This is a genomic window from Salinigranum salinum (assembly GCF_009176545.1).
GTDB classification, from domain to species: domain Archaea; phylum Halobacteriota; class Halobacteria; order Halobacteriales; family Haloferacaceae; genus Salinigranum; species Salinigranum salinum.
Genome location: NZ_VTOJ01000001.1, coordinates 1,749,346 through 1,772,339, shown reverse-complemented (window position 1 = coordinate 1,772,339; position 22,994 = coordinate 1,749,346). Strand labels below are relative to the sequence as shown.

Below are 22,994 nucleotides of genomic sequence, written 5' to 3'. Positions count from 1 at the left end.
TTAATTCTCGATTGCGATACTATCCCGGGTCACGGCCGGGGAGCGTGAACGACCCCGCACCACCGGCTCCGGAGCACGAGGAGCCGCGTCAGGCCAGCCAGTCGTCGGGCTTGGTGTCGTAGTCCACGTCGGTCGCCTGGATGCGCTCTTCGAGCTCCGAATCGAGCTCGAACGTCTCGAACCGGTCGCCGTCGAACCGGATCCGCTTGCCGATCTCTACCGGCGTCGGCTCGCGGTTGCGCCGGCGGGCGACCTCCACGTCGTGGTCGTCGTACTCCTTGACGATCGTCATCAGGTTCACCGGCCGGCCCCACAGGCCGTAGAGCCGTTCGAGCACCGCCTTCGCCTGCGGCACGTCCAGCATGATGCCGTTGTACTGGTGCCCCAGGAGGAGTTCGCCCCGGTTGTCGAAGTTCCCGTCGTACACCGCGATCGTCGGCTTCCCGAAGTTGGTGAACTGCAGGAGGAGCTTCTTCTTCACGTCCTCGTACTCGGTCGAGGTGACGCGGAAGTCGCCGCTCGTCTGTGTGTACTCGTAGGTGAAGTAGTGGTTGTCCGTGACGAACTCCTGGGTGAGGAACTCGTCGAGGAACGTGACGTCGTTGTGACTCTCGCGCACCTCGCGCATGCGCTCCCAGCCGACGGTGTAGTCGACGTCCGCGAGCGCCTCCTCGACGGTGTCGTACCGCTCGTCGTCGAACATGTACCGCGAGAGCTGTTCGAGTTCCGACCGGCGGACGCGCGAGAGGAACCCCCGGTTCTGCGGTTTGACCAGCGAGAAGTGCCGTTCGGCGAGCCCCTCGTACGTCAACACCTTCCACGGGTACGCGTCGACGTCGATCTCGCCGTCGAGCGCCCGCTGGAGCGCGTCGGCGTCGACGCGCGGGTCGCCCGCCTCGGCCAGTTCCGACAGCGCGTCCAGGCTCGACGACGTGACCACGTCGATCGCCGGGTGGGGCTCGAGAAGGCTCTGGACCTCCGCGAAGTCGACGACGTCGCGGAAGTTCCGCCAGGAGACCCCACGGACCCGCAGGAGTTTGTCCGCCACTTCTCGTCTGTTCGTGGTGTTCTCGACGTACTCCCAGAGCTCCTTGCCGAGCTTGTAGGGGTTCAGCCCGGGTGAGCCCAGGACGCGGGACTGGTGGTCGGCGTAGGTGACGAACTCGTCGGTGCCGGCGAACCGCTCGTCGCCCATCATGAGCGACTCCCAGTAGGCGGCCCACCCCTCGTTCATCACCTTCGTCATCTTCTGGGCGGCGAAGTAGTACGCCTCCGTTCGGAGCATGTCGAGGACGTCCTTCTGCCACGGCTCCATCTCCACCGCGCGCGCTTCGTCCTCGTCGTAGCGCATCCCGTGTTCGCGGAGATACGCCATGACGTCCTTGCGGGGTTCGGTGAGCTTCGCCGCCCGCTCCTCGGCCTCGGCGAGGTCGTCGAGCCACTCGTCGTCGAACACCTGCCGGCGGACCTCCTCGGAGATGTTCATCGAGTCGAGCCGCTTGCGGAGGTCCTCCGGCGGTGTGCGCTGTCGCCCCTCGCCGGCCTCCTCGAACGCGCGGTGCTGGTCGATGGTGTCCTCGAGGGTGAGGACGGCGTCGATGAACTCCTCGACCTCCTCGCGGTCGATCTCGGGGTCGTTCATGTACGTCGCGATGGCGTCGGCGTGTCGTTCGAGCATCGCCGCGGCGTCGGGATCGTCGCCCTCCCCGAGGAAGAGCCCGAACCACTCGTTGTTGGCGAAGAAGTCCGCGTGTGCCTCGACGTGGGTGATGACCGCCTTCTGGTCAGCGAGGGAGTTCGTCAGCTGCAAGAAGGCGTGGGAGGGGTTGTCGTTGTTGACGATCTCGAACGCCTTCCCCATGCCGAACTGCCCCTGTTTGCGCTGGCGGTCGTACGTCATCCCCCACCGCCAGTGGGGGTAGCGCTGCTGGAACCCCCCGTAGGCGATGAGTTCGTTCATCTCGTCGTAGTCGACGATCCAGTAGTTGACGGGGTACGGGTTCAGCCCGAGCTTGCGGGCGAGATTGCCCGCCTCCCGGACCGGTTCTTCGAGCGCCTGGGCCTCTCGCTGCTTGTCGATCCTGTCAGAGTTGCTCATTCTCCGTCCTCCGTGCTGAGGATCTCGTAGATGGCGTCCATCACGTCTGCCGGCGAGGAGACGTACGTGACGACGACGTTGCCGCTGTCGCCGAGCGCGCGATCGACCTCCTCCGCGTGGGTCGCGTTGATCGCCGTCCCGCCCGGCTGGGTCTCGACGTACGCGTGGAGGTTCGCCGGGATCTCCTCCATCAGCGGGACGACGTTCTCGGTCGTGTCGTTCGACGAGTTCTCCGAGTCGCCCGCCGCGAACACGTAGCGGTTCCACTCGCTCCAGGGGTACTCCTCCTCCAAGACCGCCTTGGCGAGTTCGTACGCGCTGGAGATCTTCGTTCCGCCGCCCGATCGGATGCCGAAGAACTCCTCGCGGTCGACCCGCCACGCCTCGGCGTCGTGGGCGATGTAGACGAACTCGGCGTTGTCGTACTTCCCGGTGAGATACCAGTCTAACGGGGTGAACGTCCGCTCGACCAGCTCGCGCTTCTTCTCGCGCATCGACCCCGACACGTCGCGGATGTTCACCACGACCACGTTCTTCTCCTTCTTCTCGATGATCTCGGGGTGGCGGTAGCGTTCGTCCTCGCGACGGAAGGGCACCTCGCGGAGCCCGTCCCGGCGGATGCGCTGGATCGCCGTGGTGCGCTCGACGTTGTCTGCCATCTCCTCGAACGACGACCACGTGCCGCGCTCGTCGTCGGGCACCTCGTCGAACGCCTCCTGCACCCACGGCAGGCTCACGAGGATGTGTTGTTCGCGGCACCAGCGGAAGACGTCGCGGGCGTCTTTTCCACTCACCTTGCACGCCTCTCTGACGAACTCCTCGTCGAAGTCCATCGAGAGCTTCCGCTTCAGCCCCTCCTTGAACAGCTTCTCGAAGTCGAGTGTCGAGTTGGGGCCCGAACGGGTGATGTCGGTGAAGTCGCCCTCGATCTCCTCGATCACCTGTTTGCCCTTCGGTTCGAGGTCGAGCCCGAGCTCCTCGTCGAGCTCCTCGGCGAACTCCTCGGGGTCCATCTCGTAATACTCGTGCTCGCCGCCCTCCTCGCCGGGTTCGCCCTCCTCGTCGCCGTCACCCGGCTGGGGCTGCCCCACCGGCTGGCCGACGTCGGGCGTGCCGCCCTGTCCCTGACCGACACCACCCTTGTCCAGCTGGTCGTACTCGAACGACGGGAGGTCGACGACTTTGATCGGGATCTTGATGCTGTTGGGGCCGCTTCCTCCCAGGTCGCCGTACGTGATGAACTCCTTGAGGTCCTCGCGGCGCTCTTCGCCGACCTCACGGAAGCGGTCGAGGTCGTCTCTCAGTCCCACTGGTAGCTCACCTCGCGCATCACCTCGCGGCTCGCCAGCTCGGCGGAAGCGCGCGTGTAGCCGTTGTCTGTCATGTGTTCGATGGTCCGCTCTTTGATCTCCTCTGTGTCCGTGTTCGCCGGCGGGTCGTCCCACTGGCTGGGGTCCAGGTCGGGGAAGAGCCGCTGGACATCGTCCCAGTCGTGCGTGTCGAGCACGGCGCGGATCACGGGGATGTCGGAGAAGTCCACGTCGGTGATGGAGAAGTCCTCGTCGCGGTTCTCCCACGCGTAGCGGTTGAGCGCGCTGATGATCCGTTCGCGGCGGAACTCGACCACGTCCTCGTTCGGTTCGTTACCGTCGTAGTCGGTCTCGTGGAACCGCCCGAGGTGTTCGGTCTCGAACAGCCGCATCAGGAGTGGGTCGGGGTCGATTGGTCCGTGTTCGCCTTCGATCTGGTCGTCGCTGGCCCACGCGTACACGTGTTCGATGTACTCCTCGACCGTCTCGGCCTCGACCCCCTTCTCGGCGAGCAGCGCGTCGAGGACGTCCGTCTCTTCTCGTTCGTAGATGTAGTCTTTCACCATGGCCAGCCGTGACTCGTACTCCGTCGCCTCGGCGCGCGAGAAGACGGGGGCCTCGGTCAGGTTGCCCGCCATCGCGTCGAGCACGTCCGTCGGCGTGATGACGCGCTCGACCGGGAGCGTCTCGTGACGCCGGCCAGTGTCCGCGTGGAGCAGGTCGGCGATGACGTCGCGGGTGAACGTGACGGGGATGCCGTGGGTGCCGTCACCCTCGCCCTCGAAGTCGAACTCGTCGGACGCGATGCGCTCGTCGCCCTGTCGGAGGTAGCCCTGGTCGTACAGGAGCGCCTTGTCGACCAGATCCAGCCCCGCGGGGAGGTCCTCCGCGTCGAGTCGCGACACCGCCGAGTACATCGCCGCGGCCTCCACCGCGTGTGGCGCGAGTTCACGGTCAGTGAGGTCGCCGGCGCTGTCGCGGACCGCGATGACCAGCCCCTCGCGGATGCGGGCCTCGAGCTCCTCGTAGCTCTCGGCGTCCCAGACGGCCGTCTCGTTCGTGAGCTCGCGCCGGATCAGCTCGGCCTCGAGTGAGTGGTTCGTCAGGTAGCGGAACTCGTGTTTGTTCAGCCGTCGTTTGAGCGCCTTGAGCGGGTCGCGCCCGTTCCGATCAGCGTACTTGTCGAGTTCGGCGTCGAGGTCGGGGTTCGAGATGATCAACAGCTGGGTGTCGATGTCCATCCCGATCCCCTTGTCGAGCTTGACGTGTCCCTCGTCGGGCACGTTGAGCAGTTTCTGGAGCAGGTCGGCGTGCTGGGCGGCGTCCTCGACGATCGTGAGGAGGCCGTTCCCCTGCGAGAGCACGCCGTCGTAGGAGAACGCCTGCGGGTTCTTTCTCCCTCGAGAATCGAGTTCGCGGAGCATCCCCGGCATCCACGACCCCACGAGCCGTTCTTTCGGCGAGCCGTCGTCCTCCGAGTGGAGGATGCCGATCCCCCGCCCGATGTCGACGACGTAGTTCTTCACACGGAGGTGTTTCTCCGCGGTGACCTCGCTGAACAGCCGCTGTTTCCCCTCGCGGCGGTACTGCTCTTCGAGGTGGGTGTACGCCTCCCGGCAGAAGGGGTCGAGCTCCTCGTCGAGCGACAGCGGGATGTGGTCGTCGGCATCGCCGTTGAGCGACGCCACGAGGTCGCGACGGACCTCGGCCGGGAACACCGACAGCGGATGCGACTGGACCGGCGACTCGTACCAGTCGTCCTCGTGTTCGACCTCGTCCCCATAGGAGAGCCCGCGCGTGTCGTTGACGTTCGCGATGTTCCACTCGACGGTGTAGCGTCTGCCCGCGTCGGTCTTCGAGTATTCGCGGAGCCCGTTGACGAGACACCGCTTCAGCTCCGACTTACCGGTCGCCGTCGGCCCGTCGAACCAGATGAGCTTCTCGGCTTTGCCCCGGTCGGCGGCGATGGTCCGCAGGTCGTCGACGAACTCGTTCAGGATGCCCGTGTTGCCGAGGACGGCGTGCTCGCCGTCGTTGGCCGGGTCGTCGAAGAAGCGGTAGCGCTCGCGCTCTTCGCCCTTCTCGACGACCGTACGGTTCCCCATCGACTCGATCGCCTCCAGGAGGTACTTCGAGGCGTGCGAGGCGATCGAGGGCCGCTCGAACGCCCGGTCGACGTACTCTGCCAGCGCCATCGGCTCCTCGTACGTCCCCCGGAGCTCGTCGTCCGCGGCGCGGATGAAGTCGGGTCGGTCGACTGGTGAGTCGTGTCGCATTCTTGTCAGATCACTCCCCCTCCAGCTCGCTCTTGGCCACCTCGGCGCCGGCGAACTCGAGCACTTCCCGGGCGCCCTCGCGCGAGTACCCCTGGTCGACCAGGGCGTCGATCCACGCGTTGCGTTCGTCGTCGTCGAGTTCGTTCGCGCTCACGAGCGCCGAGAAGTTGATGTTGTGCTTCTTGTCCTCCCAGAGCTTGCGCTCGAGCGCGCGGCGGAGCCGGTCGTTGTCCTGGGGGTTGAACGACGTCCCCTCCCGTGCGCGGCGGGAGACCCAGTTCGACACCTCCTGACGGAAGTCGTCCTTGCGGTCTTCGGGGATCGAGAGCTTCTCCTCCACCGAGCGGAGGAACTTCTCGTCGGGCTCCTGTTCCCTCCCCGTGAGTTCGTCCTCGACGGTGGCGTCGTCGATGTACGCCATCACGTGGTCCATGTACTTCTCGCCCTGGCGCTGGATCTCGTCGAGGTCGTACGCGAGCGCGTGGCGGACGTCCTCGATGGCGCGTTCCTTGTACTCCTCGCGCACCATCTCCAGATAGCGGTGGTAGCGCTCGATGTTCTCCTCGAGGATCGAGCCGTGCGACTCGAGGTTGCGCTCGAAGTGGTTGAACACCGTCAGCGGGGAGAGGTAATCCCGACCCCGGTGGGTCGAGTCCATGATGGCCTCGGCGATCTCGTCGCCGATGAACCGGGCACTCACGCCGTCCATCCCTTCGGCGATGTCGGCCTTGGCCTCTCCCTCCTCACGGAGTTTCTTCACGTCGAGGTCGTCGCCGTCGTCGACCTCGCCGTTGTAGGCCTTGGCCTTCTGGACGAGCGTCACGTTGCCGCCGTCGGGTTCGGTGATCCGCGTGAGGACGCCGAACAGCCCCGCCATCTCCATCGCGTGGGGCTCGATGTGCATGTCGGGGACGTCCGCGTTGCGGAGCATCTTGCGGTAGATCTCTGCCTCCTCCTCGTACTCTAACACGTAGGGGAAGTCGATCCGTTTCGTCCGATCGTTGAACGCCTCCATCTTCTCGTCGCCCTTCTTGTCGCGGTACTCGGGCATGTTCGTCCGACCGACGATCACCTGGTCGATGTCGATGCGGGGGTTGTTCTTCGGCTTGATCGTCTGTTCCTGGGAGGCGTGCAGGAAGTCGTAGAGGAACTCGCGCTGGAGTTTGAGGAGCTCCTCGCCCGAGAACAGCCCCCGGTTGGCGTTACAGAACGCACCGGAGTAGTCGAACGCCCGGGGATCGGACTCGCCGTACACCGCGAGCTTCGAGTAGTTGACGTCTCCGGTGAGTTCGGTCTCGTCTTGGTTCTTCTTGTCCTTCGGCTCGAACGTCTCGATGCACTGCCGCTTGTTCTCGCTGGCGACGAGGCGGACGATCTCGATGTGGTTCTCCATCACTGCCTGGAGGTCGTCGTCGTAGTGTGCCAGCAGGCGATCCATGTAGAACTCGCTGGCGGGGTCCAGCGACTGCTCGTTGCGAACCGTGTACGGCGCCTCGAGGTCGGCGTTCAGCCGCTCGAGCACGATGTCGCGCTGTTCCTGTGGGAGGAGCACGATCGGGTCCTGGTTCATCGGCGACTGGACCGTGTCGTCGGCGGGGTCCTGATCGCGGATGACGTCGCCCAGGTGGGTCCAGCGGAACGTGTACATCCGCCCGTCGTCGCGCATCGTGTAGTCCTCGAAGTACCGTCGCACCATCCAGTCGAAGTGCGACTTCCCGGAGCCGACGGGACCCAGGAGGAGTTTGATGCGTTTCTCCGGGCCCAACCCGCGGGCGCCGGATTTCACCTTGTTGACGAACTCGTGGATCGATTCGTGGACCTCTCGCCCGTAGAAGACGTTCTCCCCGTCGTGGAGCGGATCTTCGGAGGCCATGAGGTATTCGACGATGCCGGCGTCATCGTCGTAGGTGGTGCCGTAGTAGTCGAACATATCCGCGACGCGCTGGTGGGCGTTGCGGGTGATCTTCGGATCGTCGTACACCTCTTCGAGGTACCAGCCGAAGCTCTTCGCCTCGCGGAGGTCCGCGGGCACTGAGTCCTGGTAATGCTTGCTCAGGTCTGCTAGAGTTTCGAGTTCACTGCTCATTGTTCAAGATCGGAGTCTCTGGCCCGAGGTGACACCCACGCCGTCGGACGACGACCGGCGTCCTGCGGTGGACACAGCACGACCGACCGTCGTCGGGGGCAGGGGGATGTTCGTGGCATGAGTGGTCATACCACCCGTCTCGTGCGGCGACAGGTATCTTCGGCGGGTCCGTCAGAACGACGTAGTCGGCGAGCGATGCACGGGGGGCGGTAACTCGGCCCGGTATCCGAGACTACTTAATCGGTGAGTGGTCGACATAAATAAGCCTTCCTCCGACATGTGAACACGACGCCATTTTTCGAGCGACGGCAGGGACTCCTGCGTGCCCGACTCGCGCCGGACCGTCGCGCTCTTTGACCCCGGGCCACTCCCTCCGGGTATGAGCACCGCCTACGACGAGCTGCCCGATGGGTGGCAGGTGTGGGCCGACGAGTCCGACGGCCGGAGCGTCCTCACGTACCGCCCGGACGTGTTCAACACCAAGGACTTCCCCGCACCGTGTCTGCCGACGATCTACGTCACGAACGGCTCCCGGAAGCGACGTCCCGGGGCGTCGCAGATCGAGACCGACACGTGGCACGTGTCGCTCTTCCTCGAACCCGAGGTCGAAGGACCGGTCGAGCGATACGACTCACGCTCCGACGCCGTCGCGGGAGCGGTCGGGCTCGCGGCCCGGTTCGTCGCCGGCGACGTCGACTACCGCGGGCTGTATCAGGTCCCGCGCGAGGCGTACCTCGACCGGCTCGACGACCTCGTCGGTGGCGACACTGCCGACGCCGTGGCCGACTCGGTCGGCGCGGCAGACGACTCGGTCGGCGTGAACGACGACTCGATCGAGGGAGACGAGGCGGAGTGAGCCGGAACCGCACCGACGCGGTCGGAGCCGTGTCGGTGCCGACAGAGACGCCGCCGCCTCGGGAGCCGAAGCACCGATCGACGGGCGTTCCACCCGCCGAGAACGGGCGCGGCACTTAACCGACGGCGTAGTCAACGATGTGGTATGTCACAGGTCACGCTCGTCGGTTCTCGCCTCGCAGCCACCGGTCAGGAGTTCGTCTACGAGGGGCGGTCGACCGCGTGCGAGGGCTGTCCGTACCAGCAACAGTGTCTCAACCTCTCCGAGGGCGTCCGCTACCGCGTCACCGACGTCCGCGAGAACGCCCAGACGCTCGACTGTGCCGTCCACGACGTCGGCGTCCGGGCGGTCGAAGTCGAGCGTGCGTCGGTCCCCGCGAACGTCTCCTCGAAGGGCGCGTACGCGGGGAGCAAGGCCACGCTTCCGGGTCCCTGTCCGCACACGGAGTGTCCGAGCCACCAGTACTGCGTCCCCGACGGCGCGGAGTTCGACACGGAGTACCGGATCGAACAGATCCACGGCGACCCGCCGCACGACTTCTGTCTGCTCGACCGCGACCTCACGCTCGTCGAGTTCGCCCCCCCGGAGGAGTGACTCGTATCCACGGGCGACGCCGACGGGCACCGACTGTCCGTCCGACCCGCGACCGCCTCAGGCCAGCGTCCCGACGCGTTCGGCGACGTAGCCGAAGATCTCCTCGTAGCCGTACGCCGACAGCAACACGGGGTAGAAGAGCCGGTCGGCGACGAGCGGATCGCCGTCGGTCGCGGCGAACCGGTCGCCCACCTCGACGGGCTCGAAGTTGTCCGCGAACACCTCGTGATCCCCGTCGGGGCTCTTCGGGATCGGATCGAGGAGCCGGTAGACGGTCACCTCGTCGTCCTCGCTCGTGGTCGCCCGCGTCGCCCCGGGAAGCCGGTCGTCGTCGGCGTCGAGGACGTCCGTCGCGTCGAGGAACGCTCGCACGAGATCGTACGCGTTCTCGGCGGCTTCGTCGGTCCCCTGGAGCCCACACTCGACCTCGACCGTGTGTGGGTGTTCGATGAGTCGTCCGTCGGTGAACCGGTCCGTCTCCACGACGACGCTGACCGGGAGCTGCGGACAGATCGACCGCGTGACCGCGTCGACCCGGTCGACCAGCGCGAACGGTTCGGCGAACGACTGCGTCGAGTGTAACGAGAGCGTCGTACAGCCCCGGAGTTCACGCGAGAGATGGAAGGCGAGCCGTCGTTCGTGGGCGTCGGCGTCCGGGTCGCCCGGGAACGCCCGGTTGAGGTCCTCGTCGACGAACCGCACGCCCGCGTCGAGTGCCTCCTCGTTGGCGACGATCAGCTTCACTGGTCGCCGCACTGCGGGGTCCTCGGCGACGAGCCGCTCGATCGCCACCGCACCACAGGGCTCGTCGCCGTGGATCGAGCCGACGACGGCCACCTCGGGCGTCCCGTCCCCGAGTTCGTAGATTCGCATCGCTCAGATATGAGAGTCACACGGTCAAATCGGTTCGGAATTCTCTCCCGTCTGCGATGGCGGGGGTGACACCGGTCGTTCACGGGACACGGGACCGGAGCAGAGCGACGGGAGTGCCGGGCACGACCGTCGAAGAACTGCGAGAGTGCCGGTGCGATCAGCGAACACTCAGTCCCGCACGAACGGGACGACGGCAGACGCCACCAGGGCGACGGCGCAGGCGACCGCCCAGGTGGACACCGAAAGGAACGCGGGCCCGGGAACGCCGGCGACACCGGCGAGAGCGAGTACGCCGAGTCCGGCGAGCAGGGCTGCCTGCGAGCGGCTTCCCTCGAGCGTCGTATTCTCGGCGTCGGTCGCGTGCTCATCGACGCCGTCCGACTCGGTGCCCGCGTCGGTCGTGCCGCGCTCGGGGGCGTCGAGATACGGATCGAGCTGGGTGGCGAGCGCACACAGTTCGATCGTCCCGCGGTTCTTCTCGAAGTCGACGATGCCCGCGTCGGCCATCTTGGGCAGGTGACACTGGTAGAGACCGATGTACACCCGCTTGCGCTGTTTCGAGTTGATGGCCTCGACCGGCACGTCGTTCTCCTTCGCGGCGATGTGTTCGGCCATGTCCGAGAGCGTCGTCCGGCCGCCGGTCGCCTTGAGGAACGCCAGCGCGTCCCGCCGACGCTGATTCTTCAACAGCTCGAACAGCGTGTCCTTCGTCAACGCCGCGTCGGTGCTCCGGTCGCTGTCGGTCTCGTCGGACTCGATGCCGTTCGAGACGGTCGATGTGGAGGTCCTGACCGTGTCCGACTCGTCCCCGTCGTCCCCTGACAGGAGCCCGGTGATGATCTCTGATGTCATGCTGATTTGCGTTACCCCCCCAACGGGTGCGAGTGTGGACCGCCACGGCGCACTCAGTCACTGGGTACCCAAACCATACACCGCCCCACATATAAGCTTTTGAGAATTATGTACGAGGTGGAGTGTGTGGTATTATATGTAGTCCATCGTTCCTGCGCCGCTGCCGGGTCGACGCGGCGTCGAGCACGACCCTTCAGTGGTCGTGTTCCAGCCGTTCGACGTAGTCGTAGTCGGCTGGATACGCCGCCGGACGCTGGTCGTCGATCGTGATCCGCCACCCCTCGAGCGCCTCCGGATCGTCGAGCGCCGCGTCGAGCGTCGCGCGGACGTCGTCGACGTCGACCCCGTAGAAGTCGCCCGGGACGCCGTGGAGGTACTGCAGGGCCGTACGGAACAGCGATCGCATCCCGCCGTCGTCCTCGAAGTCGACGTGTTTGTACGTGCCGGCGGCGACCTGGACCATCCCGTGGAGGAACGCGCTCTCGACGGTGCCGGCGCCGTAGTTGTACCACTCGTCCTCGAAGCAGTCGTGGGAGGCGTGGTAGTCGCCCGCGTTGAACAGGCGGACGCCGTGCTCGGTCGCGCGCCGGAGCGTCGCGTGCTCCCACTGCCGACGGTCGCTGTGCCACCCGGTCGGGTTCCCGAGGGGGGGCGCAACGCTCGGGTCCCGTGTGTGGTCGTCCATTCGCTCGACAGTACTCTCGAACGGGGCCTGAACCTGTCGGTGGCCACGGCACGACGCGTCGGCACGATCGACAAATCGGAGCTTTAAACCGCCGCGACGGGATAGCTACGTGTCGCGCGAGGGTGGCCGAGTCTGGAAAAGGCGGCGGACTCAAGATCCGCTCTCGAAGGAGTCCGTGGGTTCAAATCCCTCCCCTCGCATCGCTTCTGCGAACGCCAGTGAGCAGAGCGGTCCGTACGGAGGATTTGAATTATGGAACGAGCGAAGCGACGTTCCGGTGGTTCAAATCCCTCCCCTCGCATGAGGTGCCGACGCGACAGCGTCGGCTCCGAATCGACTGAGCGATTTGATCCCTGCCAGTCGCGCGCAGCCAGGGACGAGCGAGCACGTCTGGCTCCGGTTCAAATCCCTCCCCTCGCACCTCCTGGCGACGAGCGACCACGAACAGAGCGACGCCTACGGAAGGATTCGAATCAGGGAGTGGGCGACGCGGATGGACGAACCGACCGCGGTTCGAGTCCCTCCGTTCACACCGTCTGACGACGCGCGACCGCGAGCCCGAGCGAGCGGTCGGATCGGTGTGACCCCTCGGGACGCCACTCCGGTCACGTCGGTGATCCCATCGCGTCGCTCCGGGTCGTGTCGCGGGCCGCGGCGGACGACCTCGCTCGTGTGACCCGAGACGGCGCTCTCGCCGTGGCCGACGCGACCGAGATCAGCGTCCCCGCCGTCGACGACGACTCCCGTTTCCGACCGCGGGTTCCTCGACTGGATCCGTTCGCGCGGTCGTTCCGGAGCCGACGGACGTCTCGCTCACCGACACCGTCCGCATACTGTCGCGATGCACGGCTGGCTCACAGTCGGCTCCAGCCAGTCGTCCACGGCCCCGTCCAGCCGGTCACGGCAAGATGTTTCTCGTACGAAATGTTTATGTGGTTCGGTACCATACCTGTAGGTCCGCGAGAAGCGGCAAGGGCAAACCGGACGACCGGAACCGTCGAACAGACGGATACGGCGTCGGTGCAACCACCGAGCGTCCCGTAACAGGGAATCGAGGTCAACGCGCCGACGGAGAACCGAAGCAGCCCACAACCGTCCCACGAACGGTGCGAAGGCCAAGTAGCGAGGAACGCGAAAGCGGGCCGAGCGAACTCGGCGGCAGCCGAAATGGCCGTAAGGACTGGGGAACCCACAACCGGTCCGAATCCGTTCAGCGAACGGCGGCAAGGCCAAGTAGCGGGTCACGCGAGAGCGGGGCCCGCGAACTCGACGGCAGTCGAACTGGCCGAGAGGATCGGGGAAAACACCAACCGAACCGATCCGGCCCCGTTCCGACAGCGGGACAAGGCCAAGTAGCGGGTCACGCGGGAGCGGGATCCGCGAAGTCGGCGGCAGCCGAAATGGCCGTAAGGAGCGTGGACAACACGCAGACCGAAGCGCTCCGAAACCGCTCACGGAACGGCGAAAGACCAAGTAGCGGCCCACGCGAGAGCGGGGGACGTGAAATCGGCTCTCCGGAGCCGAGAAAGGTCGTGAGGCCCGGGGAAAACACCAACCGAACCGGGCCGAATCCGATCGCAGAACGGTGGAAGACCGAGTACCGGGGTCACGCGAGAGCGGGTCCCGCGAAGTCGACCCTCCGGGGTCGAGAAAGGTCGTGAGGCCCGGGGAAAACACCAACCGAACCGGGCCGACCACGTTCGACCGGGCGGCGCGAAGGCCAACTACCGGACGACGCGAAAGCGGCGTTCGGGAAGTCGACGTACCCGGATATCCGGAATCCGGGGCAAGTCGAACGGGCCGTACGGGCTGGGGAAAACGTCTCCCGACCGGGTCCAAATTGCGGTTTCTCGCTTTCTTACGCTCGAAGACCGACGAGGAGCGGCTGCCGTCTGTGCGCTGTTCCCGGGCGTGTCGTGGCTCCGCCGCCGGACACCACGCTCACGACGACGAGACGAGTCGCTCCATCGCCTCCAGATACTCCGCCGCGACGAGCGGCTCGTCCACGACGAGTCGGTCGACGGCCCGACAGCCGTGGAGCAGCCGGTCACGGAGCGCCTCCTGTGGAATCTTGTTCCGGACGACGGTCCGGACCGTCTCGACGATGGCTTCGACCTCCTCGACATCGCGGGTCCGGGCGGCGGCGGCCGCCTCTGCGAGCAACTGCGTGAGCGTCGCCTCGACGTCGGCCGGGAGGTCGGCGTCGGTACCGATCCGGTCGTCGTTCCCGGCACCGGCTCCAGCACCGGCTCCGGCGCCGGTCTCGTCTCTGGCGTCGCCGTCGGTCTCGTCTCTGGCCTCAGTGTCGTCGCACGCGTCGTCGTCACCGTCTCCGGACACGGCCTCGACCTCTCGTCCGTGGGACAAAAACCCGACGCCTATAGGGGGGTGGCGCGAGGGGACCCGGTATGGACACCAGCTCGGAGTCCGACGCGGTGGCACGTGCACACGTCGCGGAGCAGGCCGCTCGCGTCGGCGCTGCGGTCGCCGCGGGCTCGTTCAGGCGGGGTATCCCCGTCGAGACGAAGGACGAGAAGACCGACGTGGTGACGCAGGCCGACCGGGACGCGCAGGCGCGGGTCATCGACTGTATCCACTCGACGTACGAGGCGAACGCCATCGTCGGCGAGGAGGCGGACGAACTCAAGTCGGTACCCGACGAAGGTCCTGCGTGGGTCATCGACCCGATCGACGGGACGAACAACTTCGTCCGCGGGCTCCAGGTGTGGTGTACCGCCGTCGCCGCCGTCCGCGACGGCGACCCGATCGCCGCCGCCATCGCCGCTCCCGAACTCGGCGACGTCTACGTGGCTGGCGACGACTCCGTCACGAGAAACGGCGACCCCATCTCGGTCAGCGATCGGGGTGACCCCGAGGAGTGCTCCGTCGTGCCGACGATGTGGTGGGGGCGCGACAGACGGGACGAGTACGCCGCCGCTTGCCGGGCGATCGTCGAACGATTCGGCGACCTCCGGCGGCTCGGCAGTGCACAGGCACAGCTGGCGATGCTCGCGGCGGGGACGGTCGACGGCCTGGTCACGAACGTCTACGCGAACCCGTGGGACACGGTCGCCGGCGTCCACCTCGTTCGACTCGCCGGGGGCACGGTCACGGACGTCCACGGCGACCCCTGGCGACACGACTCCGAGGGACTCGTCGCGTCGAACGGCGAGATCCACGACGAACTCCTGGCGACGGCCGCGGAGATCCGCACGGTCGCCGGGGCGTGAGCGGACGATGACCGTCGACCTCGACGACACCGACCGGGCCATCCTCCGCCACCTCCAGGCGGACGCACGAACCCCGTTCAGCGAGATCGCCCGGCAGATCGGGATGTCCTCGGCGACGGTCCACGATCGCGTCACCCGGATGAGAGACGCCGGCGTCATCGAGGGCTACCACGCGAAGGTCGACCCCCGCGCCATCGGACTCGGCACGTCGGCGTTCGTCGGCCTCCGCGTCGAACAGGGAAGCGACGCCGCCGTCGATCGGTTCGTCGAGCACCTCCGCGGGCTCGACGGAGTCCAGGAGGTCCACCTCACGACGGGCGACTGGGACCTCCTGGTGAGAGTGTTCGCCGAGGACACTGACGATCTCCGAGAACTGCTGTTCGAGAACGTCGCCAACGCCGAGGGGTTCGCCCGGTCGTACACGATGGTCGTGCTGGGCACCGAACACGACGATCCCGCGCTCCCTGTCTGAAACCTAGACGCGCGTTTGGGGTTCTCACGCCGCCTCGACCGTCGCCGTCCACGGTCCCCACGAGTGGACGTTGAGATAGCCGACGTCCGTGGTGGGGAAGTACACTGCCGACTGCATGAGCGGGGCGGTCTCGACGCTGTTGAGGAGCCGAGATTCGCTCGCGCCACGGGCGTCGGTCGGAACCACCCGGTAGTTGTATACGATGGGCTCGTCCGTCGGACCGATCTTCGGGGCTGCCGTCTCGACGGTCACGCGGACGGGACCGTCGAACGTGACCGGTCCGATCACGTCGCCGTCGAACCCTTCGACGGTGAGCGGAACCGACTCCCCGCTCGTCGGCACACCCGGCTGTTCGACGACCGCCTCCCACGCCCCGTCACCGTACGGGCCGCCGGCGTGCGTGACGTCGAGGAAGTAGTCACCGGGCTCGAAGTGCGTCACGAACCGGAGGGTGTATCGACCGGGGTCGTCCCGTAATCGGGCCTCCTCGAACACTTCGTTGACGGACAGAACGAGGGGTGACAGCGGCTCGCCGGCGTCGTCGACCGCCTTGACGATGAAGTTCGAGTTCCGCATCCCGGTGTAGTCGAACTGGAGGGAGACCACGACGGGCCCACCCATCGCCGTGAAGCGGTCCGAGAGACCCTTCCCGGTCCCGGACGAGCGGACGGTGTCACCCCGGAGGTCGTCCGTGACGCCCGCGTCGGCGACCTCTCGCGAGGGGGTTCGCGCTGGTGTCGGTGTCGCGGTCGGCGCGGGTGTTGCGGTCGGTGCGGGTGTTGCTGCCTCGACCAGACCGCCACTGTTGTCGCCCTCGCTACTCACACAGCCGGCGAGTACGCCGATGCCGAACGCCGTTGCTCCGAGGAACGCCCTTCTGTGCATGACGCCGAGCATTATGTCATCTACAATATTAAATATACACGATCAATCGGGTTCGGTCAAGTGACAGTTGGCCGTCGCGCCGGTCGGACCGGTGTACTCCGGTCGCACGAGACCACAAGCGTATTGACGACCGAACGCAGGTGTCAGGACATGGCAACGGTCGCAGACCGGGTCGACATCGAACCTGAACGGCTCTGGGGTGCGGTAGTCGCCACGCTGGGGCTCGCACTCGTCGGCGGATCCCTCGCGTTCCCCCGGACCGTCTACGACGGGTTCATCTGGCACTACTTCTGGGGCCCGGTGCAGGCCGACGCGCAGTCGGCGGTCTGTGCGGTGCGCGGCGCGACCGGGACCGAGTACCTCGGGAGCGCGGCCGCCTGCGAGGCGGCGAGCGGCTTCGTCGCGTACCCGGGCTACACGCTGGTCTCCGAGGTCGGCTACATGATCACGTTGCTCATCGCGCTCACGGGCGTCGTCTTCCTCATGCGGCGGCTCGACATCGGCCGTGAACGCCGGTTCTTCTACGCGCTCATCCCGTTCGTCTTCTTCGGCGGCGCCCTCCGCGTCGTCGAGGACGCCAACGACACGCCGGGGGCCACGGACGCGCTGATCTCCTACCCACTGAACACCCTGTTCATCAGCCCGGTGATCTACTTCACCGTCTTCTTCGTGACGCTCGGAGCCGTCGTGATCGCGGTCGCGCTGGAACGGTGGAAGTTCGTCGACGACTACCAGCGACCCCTCTTCGCGCTGGGGTCGGCCGTCCTCGGCGTCACGCTCGGCTACCTCGCGTATCTCGCCGTGACGGGGGGCAACGACGTCACGTTCTATCCACAGGTGATCGTCGTGATGCTCGTCGGTGCGACGCTCACCGCCCTCGTGACGTGGGCACTGGTCGAACGGTTCGCCCCCGGAATCAACGCCGGGACGGGCCAGATCGGGCTGATCGTCATCTGGGGACACGCCGTCGACGGCGTCGCCAACGTCATCGGCCTCGACTGGATGACCGCCCTGGGAGCCGGTCCGAACCTCGTCCCCAAACACCCCGTGAACCAGTTCGTCGTCGATTTTACGGCGTCGACGCTCCCCGCGTCGGTGCTGGCCGTGACGGGCGACGCGTGGCCGTTCCTCCTCGTGAAACTCGTCGCCGCGACGTTCGTCGTCTGGGTGTTCGAGGAGTCGGTGTTCGAGGAGTCACCGCGGTACACGATGCTGTTGCTGGTCGCCGTGCTCGCGGTCGGACTGGGGCCGGGGACACGCGACATGCTCCGGGCGACGCTCGGCGTCTGACGGCGGATCCGCTCAGGGACGCCCGAGCTGTCGGTGTCGTCGCCACAGGTAGAGGGTCGCCACGAGGACGTTCACCAGCGGGACGACGACCAGGTAGTACAGCACCGACGGCGTCCACGCGGTACGTGCGGCGACGTGCCGCCGGTCGTGGTGAACGACGAACGGTGCGAGGAGTGACAGCGCGAAACTCGCGACGACGAGCGCACCTTGCACGTCCACGACGAGGCTGGTCAGCCGGAGGGGCACGTGCGGCGCGATGCCGAGGCCGACGATCGAGAGCGACAGCCAGCAGAGGAACACGAGCGGAATCGCGAGGAGGACGAGCCACCACCGATCGCTACCCGTGTGCGCCCGGCTCGAACGTCCCGACCGGCGGTCCATGCGTGAACGTCACCTCGTGCCGAACAAAGCGTTTCGCCGGGATCGTCCGCCACGCGGCGAGAGTTGATATACGATTCCACGGCCAGACGTTCCGTGCGCTGAGGGTCGCCGGGGAGCGGTCTGCGGTCGTGCGGCACGCCGCTTCCCGTCGGGAGACGTGCCGCCTGTTCGCTGTCCCGACCGTGACGGAGCCGTCGCCGGCTACGGGTACGGATGGTACTCCCGCTCCAGCCGGGGCTCGAACCCGAGTTCCGCCGGGACGGTCTCGGCACGCTCGGCGAAGAACGGTTCGCCGGTGAACAGTGGCTGTGCCTCGGGGAGCAACACACGGACGGCCTCGAAGCCGAGTTCGGCGACGTCGTCGGTGGTCGTCCGTGCGGCGTACGCGTCGAGTCCGGCGTCGGTCACCCGCTCGACCACGGCGTCGAGTGCGGCCTCGCCCTCGGGGAGCGACTCCGGCCCGACCGAACCGGCGTCGACGGTCGCCCCGACGTCGACGAACTGCTGGGCCACCGCCGGGAACGTCGCGTAGTCGCCGATCGCGGCCTTCTCGTCGGCCGCCTGTTCGGGTCCCATGGCGCGCAGCTCCATCCAGTTCTGGAGCGCCTCCGCCAGCGCCGCGTGTGCGGCCGCGGCCGGGTCGAGGTCGGCACCCGATCCCATCGCGAAGCGCGGCCACGCGTCCTCGTCGCGTCGGTCGGCGTCGCGGTGGACCGCGACGGCCACGACGGGGACGTCGACGTCCTGCGTCACGAGGAGCGGCGTCACGTCGAGTTCCTCCGCCCGCGCTCGCTTCACGAGCGTCTCGAAGCGGTCGTCGTCGACGTCGAGTTCCAGTGGGTCGAACGTCGAGTACCACGCGAGCATGGTCGCGTCGCGCTCGATCACCTCGTACAGCCCCGACAGGAGCGCCTCGACGCCGGAGTTCCCCAGCCCCAATCCCGTCGTGATGGTGGGCTTGTGTCGTTCCTGCGGCGGCGGGTAGTGGACGAACTCGGCCGGGAGCGACACCCGATCGCCGGTCGCGAGATGCTCCCCCCGAACCCACGGGATCGGTTCCTCGCGGTCGGCCTGTCGGTAGCTATCGGGTCGTGCGAACCGGGCGGGCGAGACCGGTCGCGCCCGGGTGGTCTCCGGCGCGACGACGAACGCCGACTGCCGGTAGACGCCCGCACAGTAGCGTTCGAGTCCCTCGCCCAGGGCCTTCATGAACGCACGGTCCCAGTCGGCGTCGGCACCGGCGGACAACGCCGCGGCCGCCGCGTCGCTGTAGACCGTCGTCTCGGCAGTGCCCGCGAGGTAGTACGGGATCGGGAACGACTCGCGCTCGCCGACCTGCGTCAGCAGGCCGACGCGGTCGTCGAGCGCTCGCTCGGCCCGTTCGAGTGCCGCGTCCAGGTCGACCGCACGCCACGAGCGGTCGAGCGCCCGGTCGCGTCCTTCGTCGGGCACCGCGAGGAACTCCCGTTCCTGCCCGGGCACCTCGACGACCGTCCCACCGAGTGGTTCCCCGGCAAGCAGGCGTACGGCACGCCGCCCGGCGACGGCACCCGCAAACCGGACCGCACTCCGGTCGCCGGACGGACGGTCGACCGACTCGTCGGTCGTCGACGCGACGCGGAGCCGCAGATCGGAGTACCGGGCCGAGTCGGCCGTGAACACGGAGACGGACGCGTCGAGCGCGCCGACCGCGTGACCGCCGACGCCGCCGATCTCGCACGCGACGAACCGGTCGCAGGCGTCGTCGGCACGGGTGAATGCCTCGGCACCCGCCGGTGCGACGACGATCCCGAGAGCCGCCTCGGCGAGCGATCCGACGCCGGTCCTGACAGCCGTGTCGACGTCTTCGAGCGCAGCCTGGACCGCCGCCGCGGCGGGTCCCGACCCGACGAGTCCGACGTGCATACCGCCACGTCGTCAGAGAGGGGAAAAAAGCGCGGGGGTTTCGAGTTCGAGTTCGTGTTCGCGTTCGCGTTCGGCCCGTCGGCGCGCTCAGGTGAGGAGGCTCTGAGCGACGCCAGCGAGCTGGTCGGCGTCGGCCTGTCGGAGTCGGTCGTCACCGAGCTTCAGGCGGAGCCGCGGCCGTCCCACGTCGATGGGGACCTTCTCGGTGTCGATGAGGCCCATGTCCTCGAGTTTGGTCTTTGTCCGGGAGAACGTCGCTTTCGACGCGATCCCGATGTCCTCGCCCCACTTCGAGATGTCGTACAGCAGGATGTCGTTCTTCGCCGCCACGAGGAGGCTGATGGTGACTTCGTCGAGTCCCTGACCGTCGCCGCGGGCGGTCTGGAGCGACGAGAGGACGGTGTCGAAGTCCGCGCGGATCTCTTCGGAGATGTCGGACGCCAGCGACTCGCGTACGACCGAGATCGAAGGCGTCCGGAGTTTGAACGCCGAGGCGTTCTCCCAGATGGCGGCGTACGTCTCGTACGCGGAGTCGACGAACTCCTCGTCGTCGGTCGCGAGCGCTGCGACGTGTTCGTCGGTCGTCACGAGCGCCAGCACGGAGCTCTCGGTGACGATGAGCGAGTTCTCTTCCCCGTCGATGCCGGTCTTCAGCGACAGCACGCCGGCGTCGACCAGATCGGCGGCGTTACTCGCCACGATGAAGTCGTCGACGACGTCCTTCAGGAGCGACTCGTCGGCCACGACCCGGACCCTCGGCAGGTCGCCGTCGAACGTGGTGGCGATGGAGACGAGCGCCTCGATCGCGTCGGGCGTCGGGTTGATGACGAGCAGTTCGTCGTCGCTCTCCGAGAGGACTGTTGACAGAATATCCTCAAGCCCCTCCGAGAGTAAATTCGAGTGGATAACCATGTGAGTAATATCTCACCCTGGCTATTTAATCTTACCGCACACCGACTATGGCCGTATGGCCGATACAGGGTATATTAATCGGCTTGAGTAGTAAATCGAAGACCTCCATCTCAGAAATCATACCATTATAAATCAAGTTTGTTTATGTACTCAGCCGCCCCTCGAGATCGGACGACCAGTGGATGTCGCCGCCGAAGATGATCGGGAGGTCGACGCTCCGGACGAACCGCTCGGTCTCCGACGGGGTCAGAAGCCGTTCGGACTCGGCCCCGAACAGGCGAGGTGGTTCGTCGAACGGCTCGGGGGGACGAAACACGTCTCCCGTAACTCGTGGCGACGACGCGTCGAACCTGACGCGGTACGCCTCTCCGTCGTCGTCGGGCGTGATCGACACTGCCAGCGGGACCGCCTCCGGCGCGCCACTGAGCTTGTGCGTCCCATCGCCGACGACCGTGTAGTCGGTCCCCATGATGATCCGCCGCCGGGCGAGGTCGAGGGCGCGTTCGATGCTGAAGCCGTTGACCAGCAGACGGACGAACGTGGTCCCGACCCGCGCCGCGTGCCCGTCGAGGACCTTCTCGAACGTGACCGCCCCGGCGACGCTCCCCTTGGTGATCAGATCGACCCCCTCGTAGTACGAGCCACAGGCGTTGAGGAAGAACGTCTCCGCACCGGAGCGGTCGAGGTCGGCGGTCGAGAGCGCCCCGTCGCGACACCGGAGGCCGGCCTCTTCGCAGTGACCGATGTAGTGGACGAAGTCGTGGTCTCCCTCGAACACGGCGGCGAGTTCCTCGCGGTCCAGTCGTTCGCGGACGGAGACCTCGATGTCGAGATCCGCCGTCCCACGGCGATAGATGTCCGCTGCGTCGTCGTGTTCGGACGACATCTCGGCGTCGTTGAGCACCGCGACGACGGACGTCGGCCGGTCCGGGCGACTCCCGCGAGCGCGGTGTTCGTACGCCTCCGGGAGCGACTTGAACACGTCGATGGGGATCCCGTCGGCGAGCCAGCCGTGGACCCGACCGGGGCCGAGCAGCGGCTTGACCGGTTCGACTCTCGGCGACTCCCGATCGGCGTCGCGGTAGAAGTCGTCGAGCGAGCGTGCCAGCCGCTCGTTGCTTCCCAGCGGCTGTGAGTCGGGGAGGAAGACGTTGGGGAGGTTCGAGACGACGTGTGGGAGCGTCCGCACGTGCTCGTAGGTTGGTTCGACGTACATCGACAGGTGCCACTCGGGCAGATCGGGGGAGACGAGGTCGAACGGCGTGTCGAGATACGTCTCGACGCGATCGGCGAGCGGGCTGTCGGCGATCCCCTCCGCATCGATCGGGAGCCGGTCGAGCAGGCGGCTCTCCGCGACCGCCTCGTTCCCGGGCAACGCGCCACGGACGAGACAGTCGAGGAGGAAGACGCGCCGCAACAGCGACGCGGTCTCGTACTGGAAGCCGGGCATCCCCTCGAACCGGTGGACGACGCCGGGCGTCGACAGCATCGGCGTCGTCCCCGCCTCGATGCGGACGTCGGCGCCGAGATAGTGCGCGAGCGACGCCACGGCGAAGAGGTAGTCGAGGTCGGGCGGGAGCGTGAACGTGACCCCGGTGTCGGACCGTCGTCGAACGATCCGATCGGGGATCCGCGTCTCGTCGTCGAACTCGACGAGCGGTGGGTGCCGGCGCATCCGCGAGTGTGAGCGGGCCGCCGTCGTCGTCAGACTGGTCGCCGACAGCACGGACAGCGCCGTCGCGGCACCCGTGACGTCCTGCGAGACGGTGATGGTTCCCGGTGGGTCGTCGCTCGTGTCGGCGAATCCGACCCGCACCGCCGTCGTCGTCGGGAACGACAGCGTCGTCCGTTCGCCGTCGAACACGACCGTCGCCGCCGCCGTGAAGGCGACGCGGACGTCGACCGCCGACGCGACGCCTACCTCGTACGTCCCCGGGGGGAGCGATCGCTCGCCGGTCAGTTCCCACGTCTCGTCGGTGTCGTGGCGCGTGACGCTGGTCGGTCCTGGCGGGAGCCGCATCGCAGTCGCTCGTCCCGTCACGCTGTCGTCGATCCGTCCGTGGATCTCGAGGGGACCCTCGTCCGACCGGTCCGGCGAGTTACCGGTCCGCCAGTCCGTCGCGTCGACGGTGACGGAGGGCCGGGGTCGTCCGACGGCGACGACGCCGTCGGCCGTAGCCTCCGCGCGAAGCATTCCTTGTCAGAGGAGTGGAGCCCTAGCGTATATATCTGTCGTGAAAGCGAGTAATTACAATTTGATTACCGACACCTCCGGCCCGAAGGATACGG

The 22,994-nt window shown here is 66.9% G+C and carries 17 protein-coding genes, 1 tRNA gene and 1 pseudogene; 6 read left to right on the top strand and 13 right to left on the bottom strand.

The window, feature by feature from the left end; translation table 11 throughout:
* Positions 1-88: 88 nt before the first annotated feature.
* Genes FZP69_RS08455 through FZP69_RS08440 form a run of 4 tightly spaced genes read right to left on the bottom strand, consistent with a single transcriptional unit; the run spans position 89 to position 7,770 of the window.
* A complete protein-coding gene (locus tag FZP69_RS08455; RefSeq protein ID WP_152040881.1) occupies positions 89-2,098 on the bottom strand; it encodes a SpoVR family protein in 2,010 nt (669 codons plus the stop codon).
* Positions 2,095-3,408 carry a YeaH/YhbH family protein gene (locus FZP69_RS08450; RefSeq protein WP_152040880.1) on the bottom strand — a complete coding sequence of 438 codons (1,314 nt, stop codon included), beginning with the start codon at positions 3,406-3,408 and terminating at the stop codon, positions 2,095-2,097. Before FZP69_RS08450 ends, FZP69_RS08455 begins: the two co-directional genes overlap by 4 nt.
* Positions 3,399-5,684 (bottom strand): PrkA family serine protein kinase, encoded by a 2,286-nt coding sequence (locus FZP69_RS08445; protein ID WP_152040879.1) that lies wholly within the window; start codon positions 5,682-5,684, stop codon positions 3,399-3,401. The genes FZP69_RS08450 and FZP69_RS08445 overlap by 10 nt, the downstream gene beginning before the upstream one ends.
* Positions 5,685-5,694: 10 nt before the next feature.
* Entirely contained in the window at positions 5,695-7,770 is a 2,076-nt protein-coding gene (locus tag FZP69_RS08440) for a PrkA family serine protein kinase (RefSeq protein WP_152040878.1), read from the bottom strand.
* A gap of 379 nt (positions 7,771-8,149) precedes the next feature.
* Between FZP69_RS08440 and FZP69_RS08435 the strand changes: the two are divergent.
* Positions 8,150-8,536: pseudogene (locus FZP69_RS08435) on the top strand (DUF5820 family protein); the annotation flags it as partial.
* A 234-nt stretch (positions 8,537-8,770) separates the two neighbouring features.
* Entirely contained in the window at positions 8,771-9,220 is a 450-nt protein-coding gene (locus tag FZP69_RS08430) for a UPF0179 family protein (protein WP_152040877.1), read from the top strand.
* A 57-nt stretch (positions 9,221-9,277) separates the two neighbouring features.
* Here the strand turns inward: FZP69_RS08430 and FZP69_RS08425 are convergent, their stop codons facing one another.
* From FZP69_RS08425 to FZP69_RS08415, 3 genes are all read right to left on the bottom strand, one after another.
* Complete coding sequence (locus tag FZP69_RS08425; RefSeq protein WP_152040876.1) at positions 9,278-10,093, bottom strand: succinylglutamate desuccinylase/aspartoacylase domain-containing protein; 816 nt, start codon at positions 10,091-10,093, stop codon at positions 9,278-9,280.
* A gap of 168 nt (positions 10,094-10,261) precedes the next feature.
* Positions 10,262-10,945, bottom strand: a complete 684-nt coding sequence (locus FZP69_RS08420) for a DUF7344 domain-containing protein (protein WP_240137500.1) — start codon at positions 10,943-10,945, stop codon at positions 10,262-10,264.
* 193 nt (positions 10,946-11,138) lie between these two features.
* Positions 11,139-11,630: a DUF309 domain-containing protein gene (locus tag FZP69_RS08415; RefSeq protein ID WP_152040875.1), complete on the bottom strand. Its 492-nt coding sequence runs from the start codon at positions 11,628-11,630 to the stop codon at positions 11,139-11,141.
* A gap of 116 nt (positions 11,631-11,746) precedes the next feature.
* Here FZP69_RS08415 and FZP69_RS08410 point away from each other — a divergent pair.
* Positions 11,747-11,830: transfer RNA gene (locus FZP69_RS08410), tRNA-Leu, on the top strand.
* 1,741 nt (positions 11,831-13,571) lie between these two features.
* Here the strand turns inward: FZP69_RS08410 and FZP69_RS08405 are convergent.
* Positions 13,572-13,970 carry a hypothetical protein gene (locus FZP69_RS08405; RefSeq protein ID WP_152040874.1) on the bottom strand — a complete coding sequence of 133 codons (399 nt, stop codon included), beginning with the start codon at positions 13,968-13,970 and terminating at the stop codon, positions 13,572-13,574.
* 68 nt (positions 13,971-14,038) lie between these two features.
* Here FZP69_RS08405 and FZP69_RS08400 point away from each other — a divergent pair, with 68 nt between their 5' ends.
* Together FZP69_RS08400 and FZP69_RS08395 are read left to right on the top strand one after the other, a co-directional pair.
* Positions 14,039-14,860: an inositol monophosphatase family protein gene (locus tag FZP69_RS08400; RefSeq protein ID WP_152040873.1), complete on the top strand. Its 822-nt coding sequence runs from the start codon at positions 14,039-14,041 to the stop codon at positions 14,858-14,860.
* A gap of 7 nt (positions 14,861-14,867) precedes the next feature.
* Positions 14,868-15,332 (top strand): Lrp/AsnC family transcriptional regulator, encoded by a 465-nt coding sequence (locus FZP69_RS08395; RefSeq protein WP_152040872.1) that lies wholly within the window; start codon positions 14,868-14,870, stop codon positions 15,330-15,332.
* A 24-nt stretch (positions 15,333-15,356) separates the two neighbouring features.
* On the opposite strand, the gene FZP69_RS08390 is transcribed toward FZP69_RS08395, so the two are convergent.
* The gene (locus FZP69_RS08390; protein ID WP_152040871.1) at positions 15,357-16,217 is read right to left on the bottom strand and encodes a hypothetical protein; all 861 of its coding nucleotides are present in this window, start codon (positions 16,215-16,217) and stop codon (positions 15,357-15,359) included.
* A 150-nt stretch (positions 16,218-16,367) separates the two neighbouring features.
* Between FZP69_RS08390 and FZP69_RS08385 the strand changes: the two genes are divergently transcribed.
* Complete coding sequence (locus FZP69_RS08385) at positions 16,368-17,507, top strand: DUF63 family protein (protein ID WP_152040870.1); 1,140 nt, start codon at positions 16,368-16,370, stop codon at positions 17,505-17,507.
* 12 nt (positions 17,508-17,519) lie between these two features.
* Here FZP69_RS08385 and FZP69_RS08380 read toward each other — a convergent pair whose 3' ends face one another.
* From FZP69_RS08380 to FZP69_RS08365, 4 genes are all read right to left on the bottom strand, one after another.
* Complete coding sequence (locus FZP69_RS08380) at positions 17,520-17,888, bottom strand: hypothetical protein (protein WP_152040869.1); 369 nt, start codon at positions 17,886-17,888, stop codon at positions 17,520-17,522.
* A 201-nt stretch (positions 17,889-18,089) separates the two neighbouring features.
* Positions 18,090-19,793, bottom strand: a complete 1,704-nt coding sequence (locus tag FZP69_RS08375) for a YcaO-like family protein (protein WP_152040868.1) — start codon at positions 19,791-19,793, stop codon at positions 18,090-18,092.
* Between the two features lie 87 nt (positions 19,794-19,880).
* Entirely contained in the window at positions 19,881-20,699 is an 819-nt protein-coding gene (tbsP, locus tag FZP69_RS08370; RefSeq protein ID WP_152041556.1) for a transcriptional regulator TbsP, read from the bottom strand.
* 148 nt (positions 20,700-20,847) lie between these two features.
* Positions 20,848-22,899 (bottom strand): hypothetical protein, encoded by a 2,052-nt coding sequence (locus tag FZP69_RS08365; RefSeq protein ID WP_152040867.1) that lies wholly within the window; start codon positions 22,897-22,899, stop codon positions 20,848-20,850.
* Between the last annotated feature and the right edge of the window lie 95 nt (positions 22,900-22,994).

Excerpts from the sequence above, each read along its gene's own strand:
- FZP69_RS08455 (WP_152040881.1), bottom strand. The coding sequence starts at position 2,098 with ATGAGCAACTCTGACAGGATCGACAAGCAGCGAGAGGCCCAGGCGCTC.
- FZP69_RS08445 (WP_152040879.1), bottom strand. The coding sequence starts at position 5,684 with ATGCGACACGACTCACCAGTCGACCGACCCGACTTCATCCGCGCCGCG.
- FZP69_RS08440 (WP_152040878.1), bottom strand. The coding sequence starts at position 7,770 with ATGAGCAGTGAACTCGAAACTCTAGCAGACCTGAGCAAGCATTACCAG.
- FZP69_RS08430 (WP_152040877.1), top strand. The coding sequence starts at position 8,771 with ATGTCACAGGTCACGCTCGTCGGTTCTCGCCTCGCAGCCACCGGTCAG.
- FZP69_RS08425 (WP_152040876.1), bottom strand. The coding sequence starts at position 10,093 with ATGCGAATCTACGAACTCGGGGACGGGACGCCCGAGGTGGCCGTCGTC.
- FZP69_RS08420 (WP_240137500.1), bottom strand. The coding sequence starts at position 10,945 with ATGACATCAGAGATCATCACCGGGCTCCTGTCAGGGGACGACGGGGAC.
- FZP69_RS08415 (WP_152040875.1), bottom strand. The coding sequence starts at position 11,630 with ATGGACGACCACACACGGGACCCGAGCGTTGCGCCCCCCCTCGGGAAC.
- FZP69_RS08400 (WP_152040873.1), top strand. The coding sequence starts at position 14,039 with ATGGACACCAGCTCGGAGTCCGACGCGGTGGCACGTGCACACGTCGCG.
- FZP69_RS08395 (WP_152040872.1), top strand. The coding sequence starts at position 14,868 with ATGACCGTCGACCTCGACGACACCGACCGGGCCATCCTCCGCCACCTC.
- FZP69_RS08390 (WP_152040871.1), bottom strand. The coding sequence starts at position 16,217 with ATGCACAGAAGGGCGTTCCTCGGAGCAACGGCGTTCGGCATCGGCGTA.
- FZP69_RS08385 (WP_152040870.1), top strand. The coding sequence starts at position 16,368 with ATGGCAACGGTCGCAGACCGGGTCGACATCGAACCTGAACGGCTCTGG.
- FZP69_RS08380 (WP_152040869.1), bottom strand. The coding sequence starts at position 17,888 with ATGGACCGCCGGTCGGGACGTTCGAGCCGGGCGCACACGGGTAGCGAT.
- FZP69_RS08375 (WP_152040868.1), bottom strand. The coding sequence starts at position 19,793 with ATGCACGTCGGACTCGTCGGGTCGGGACCCGCCGCGGCGGCGGTCCAG.
- FZP69_RS08365 (WP_152040867.1), bottom strand. The coding sequence starts at position 22,899 with ATGCTTCGCGCGGAGGCTACGGCCGACGGCGTCGTCGCCGTCGGACGA.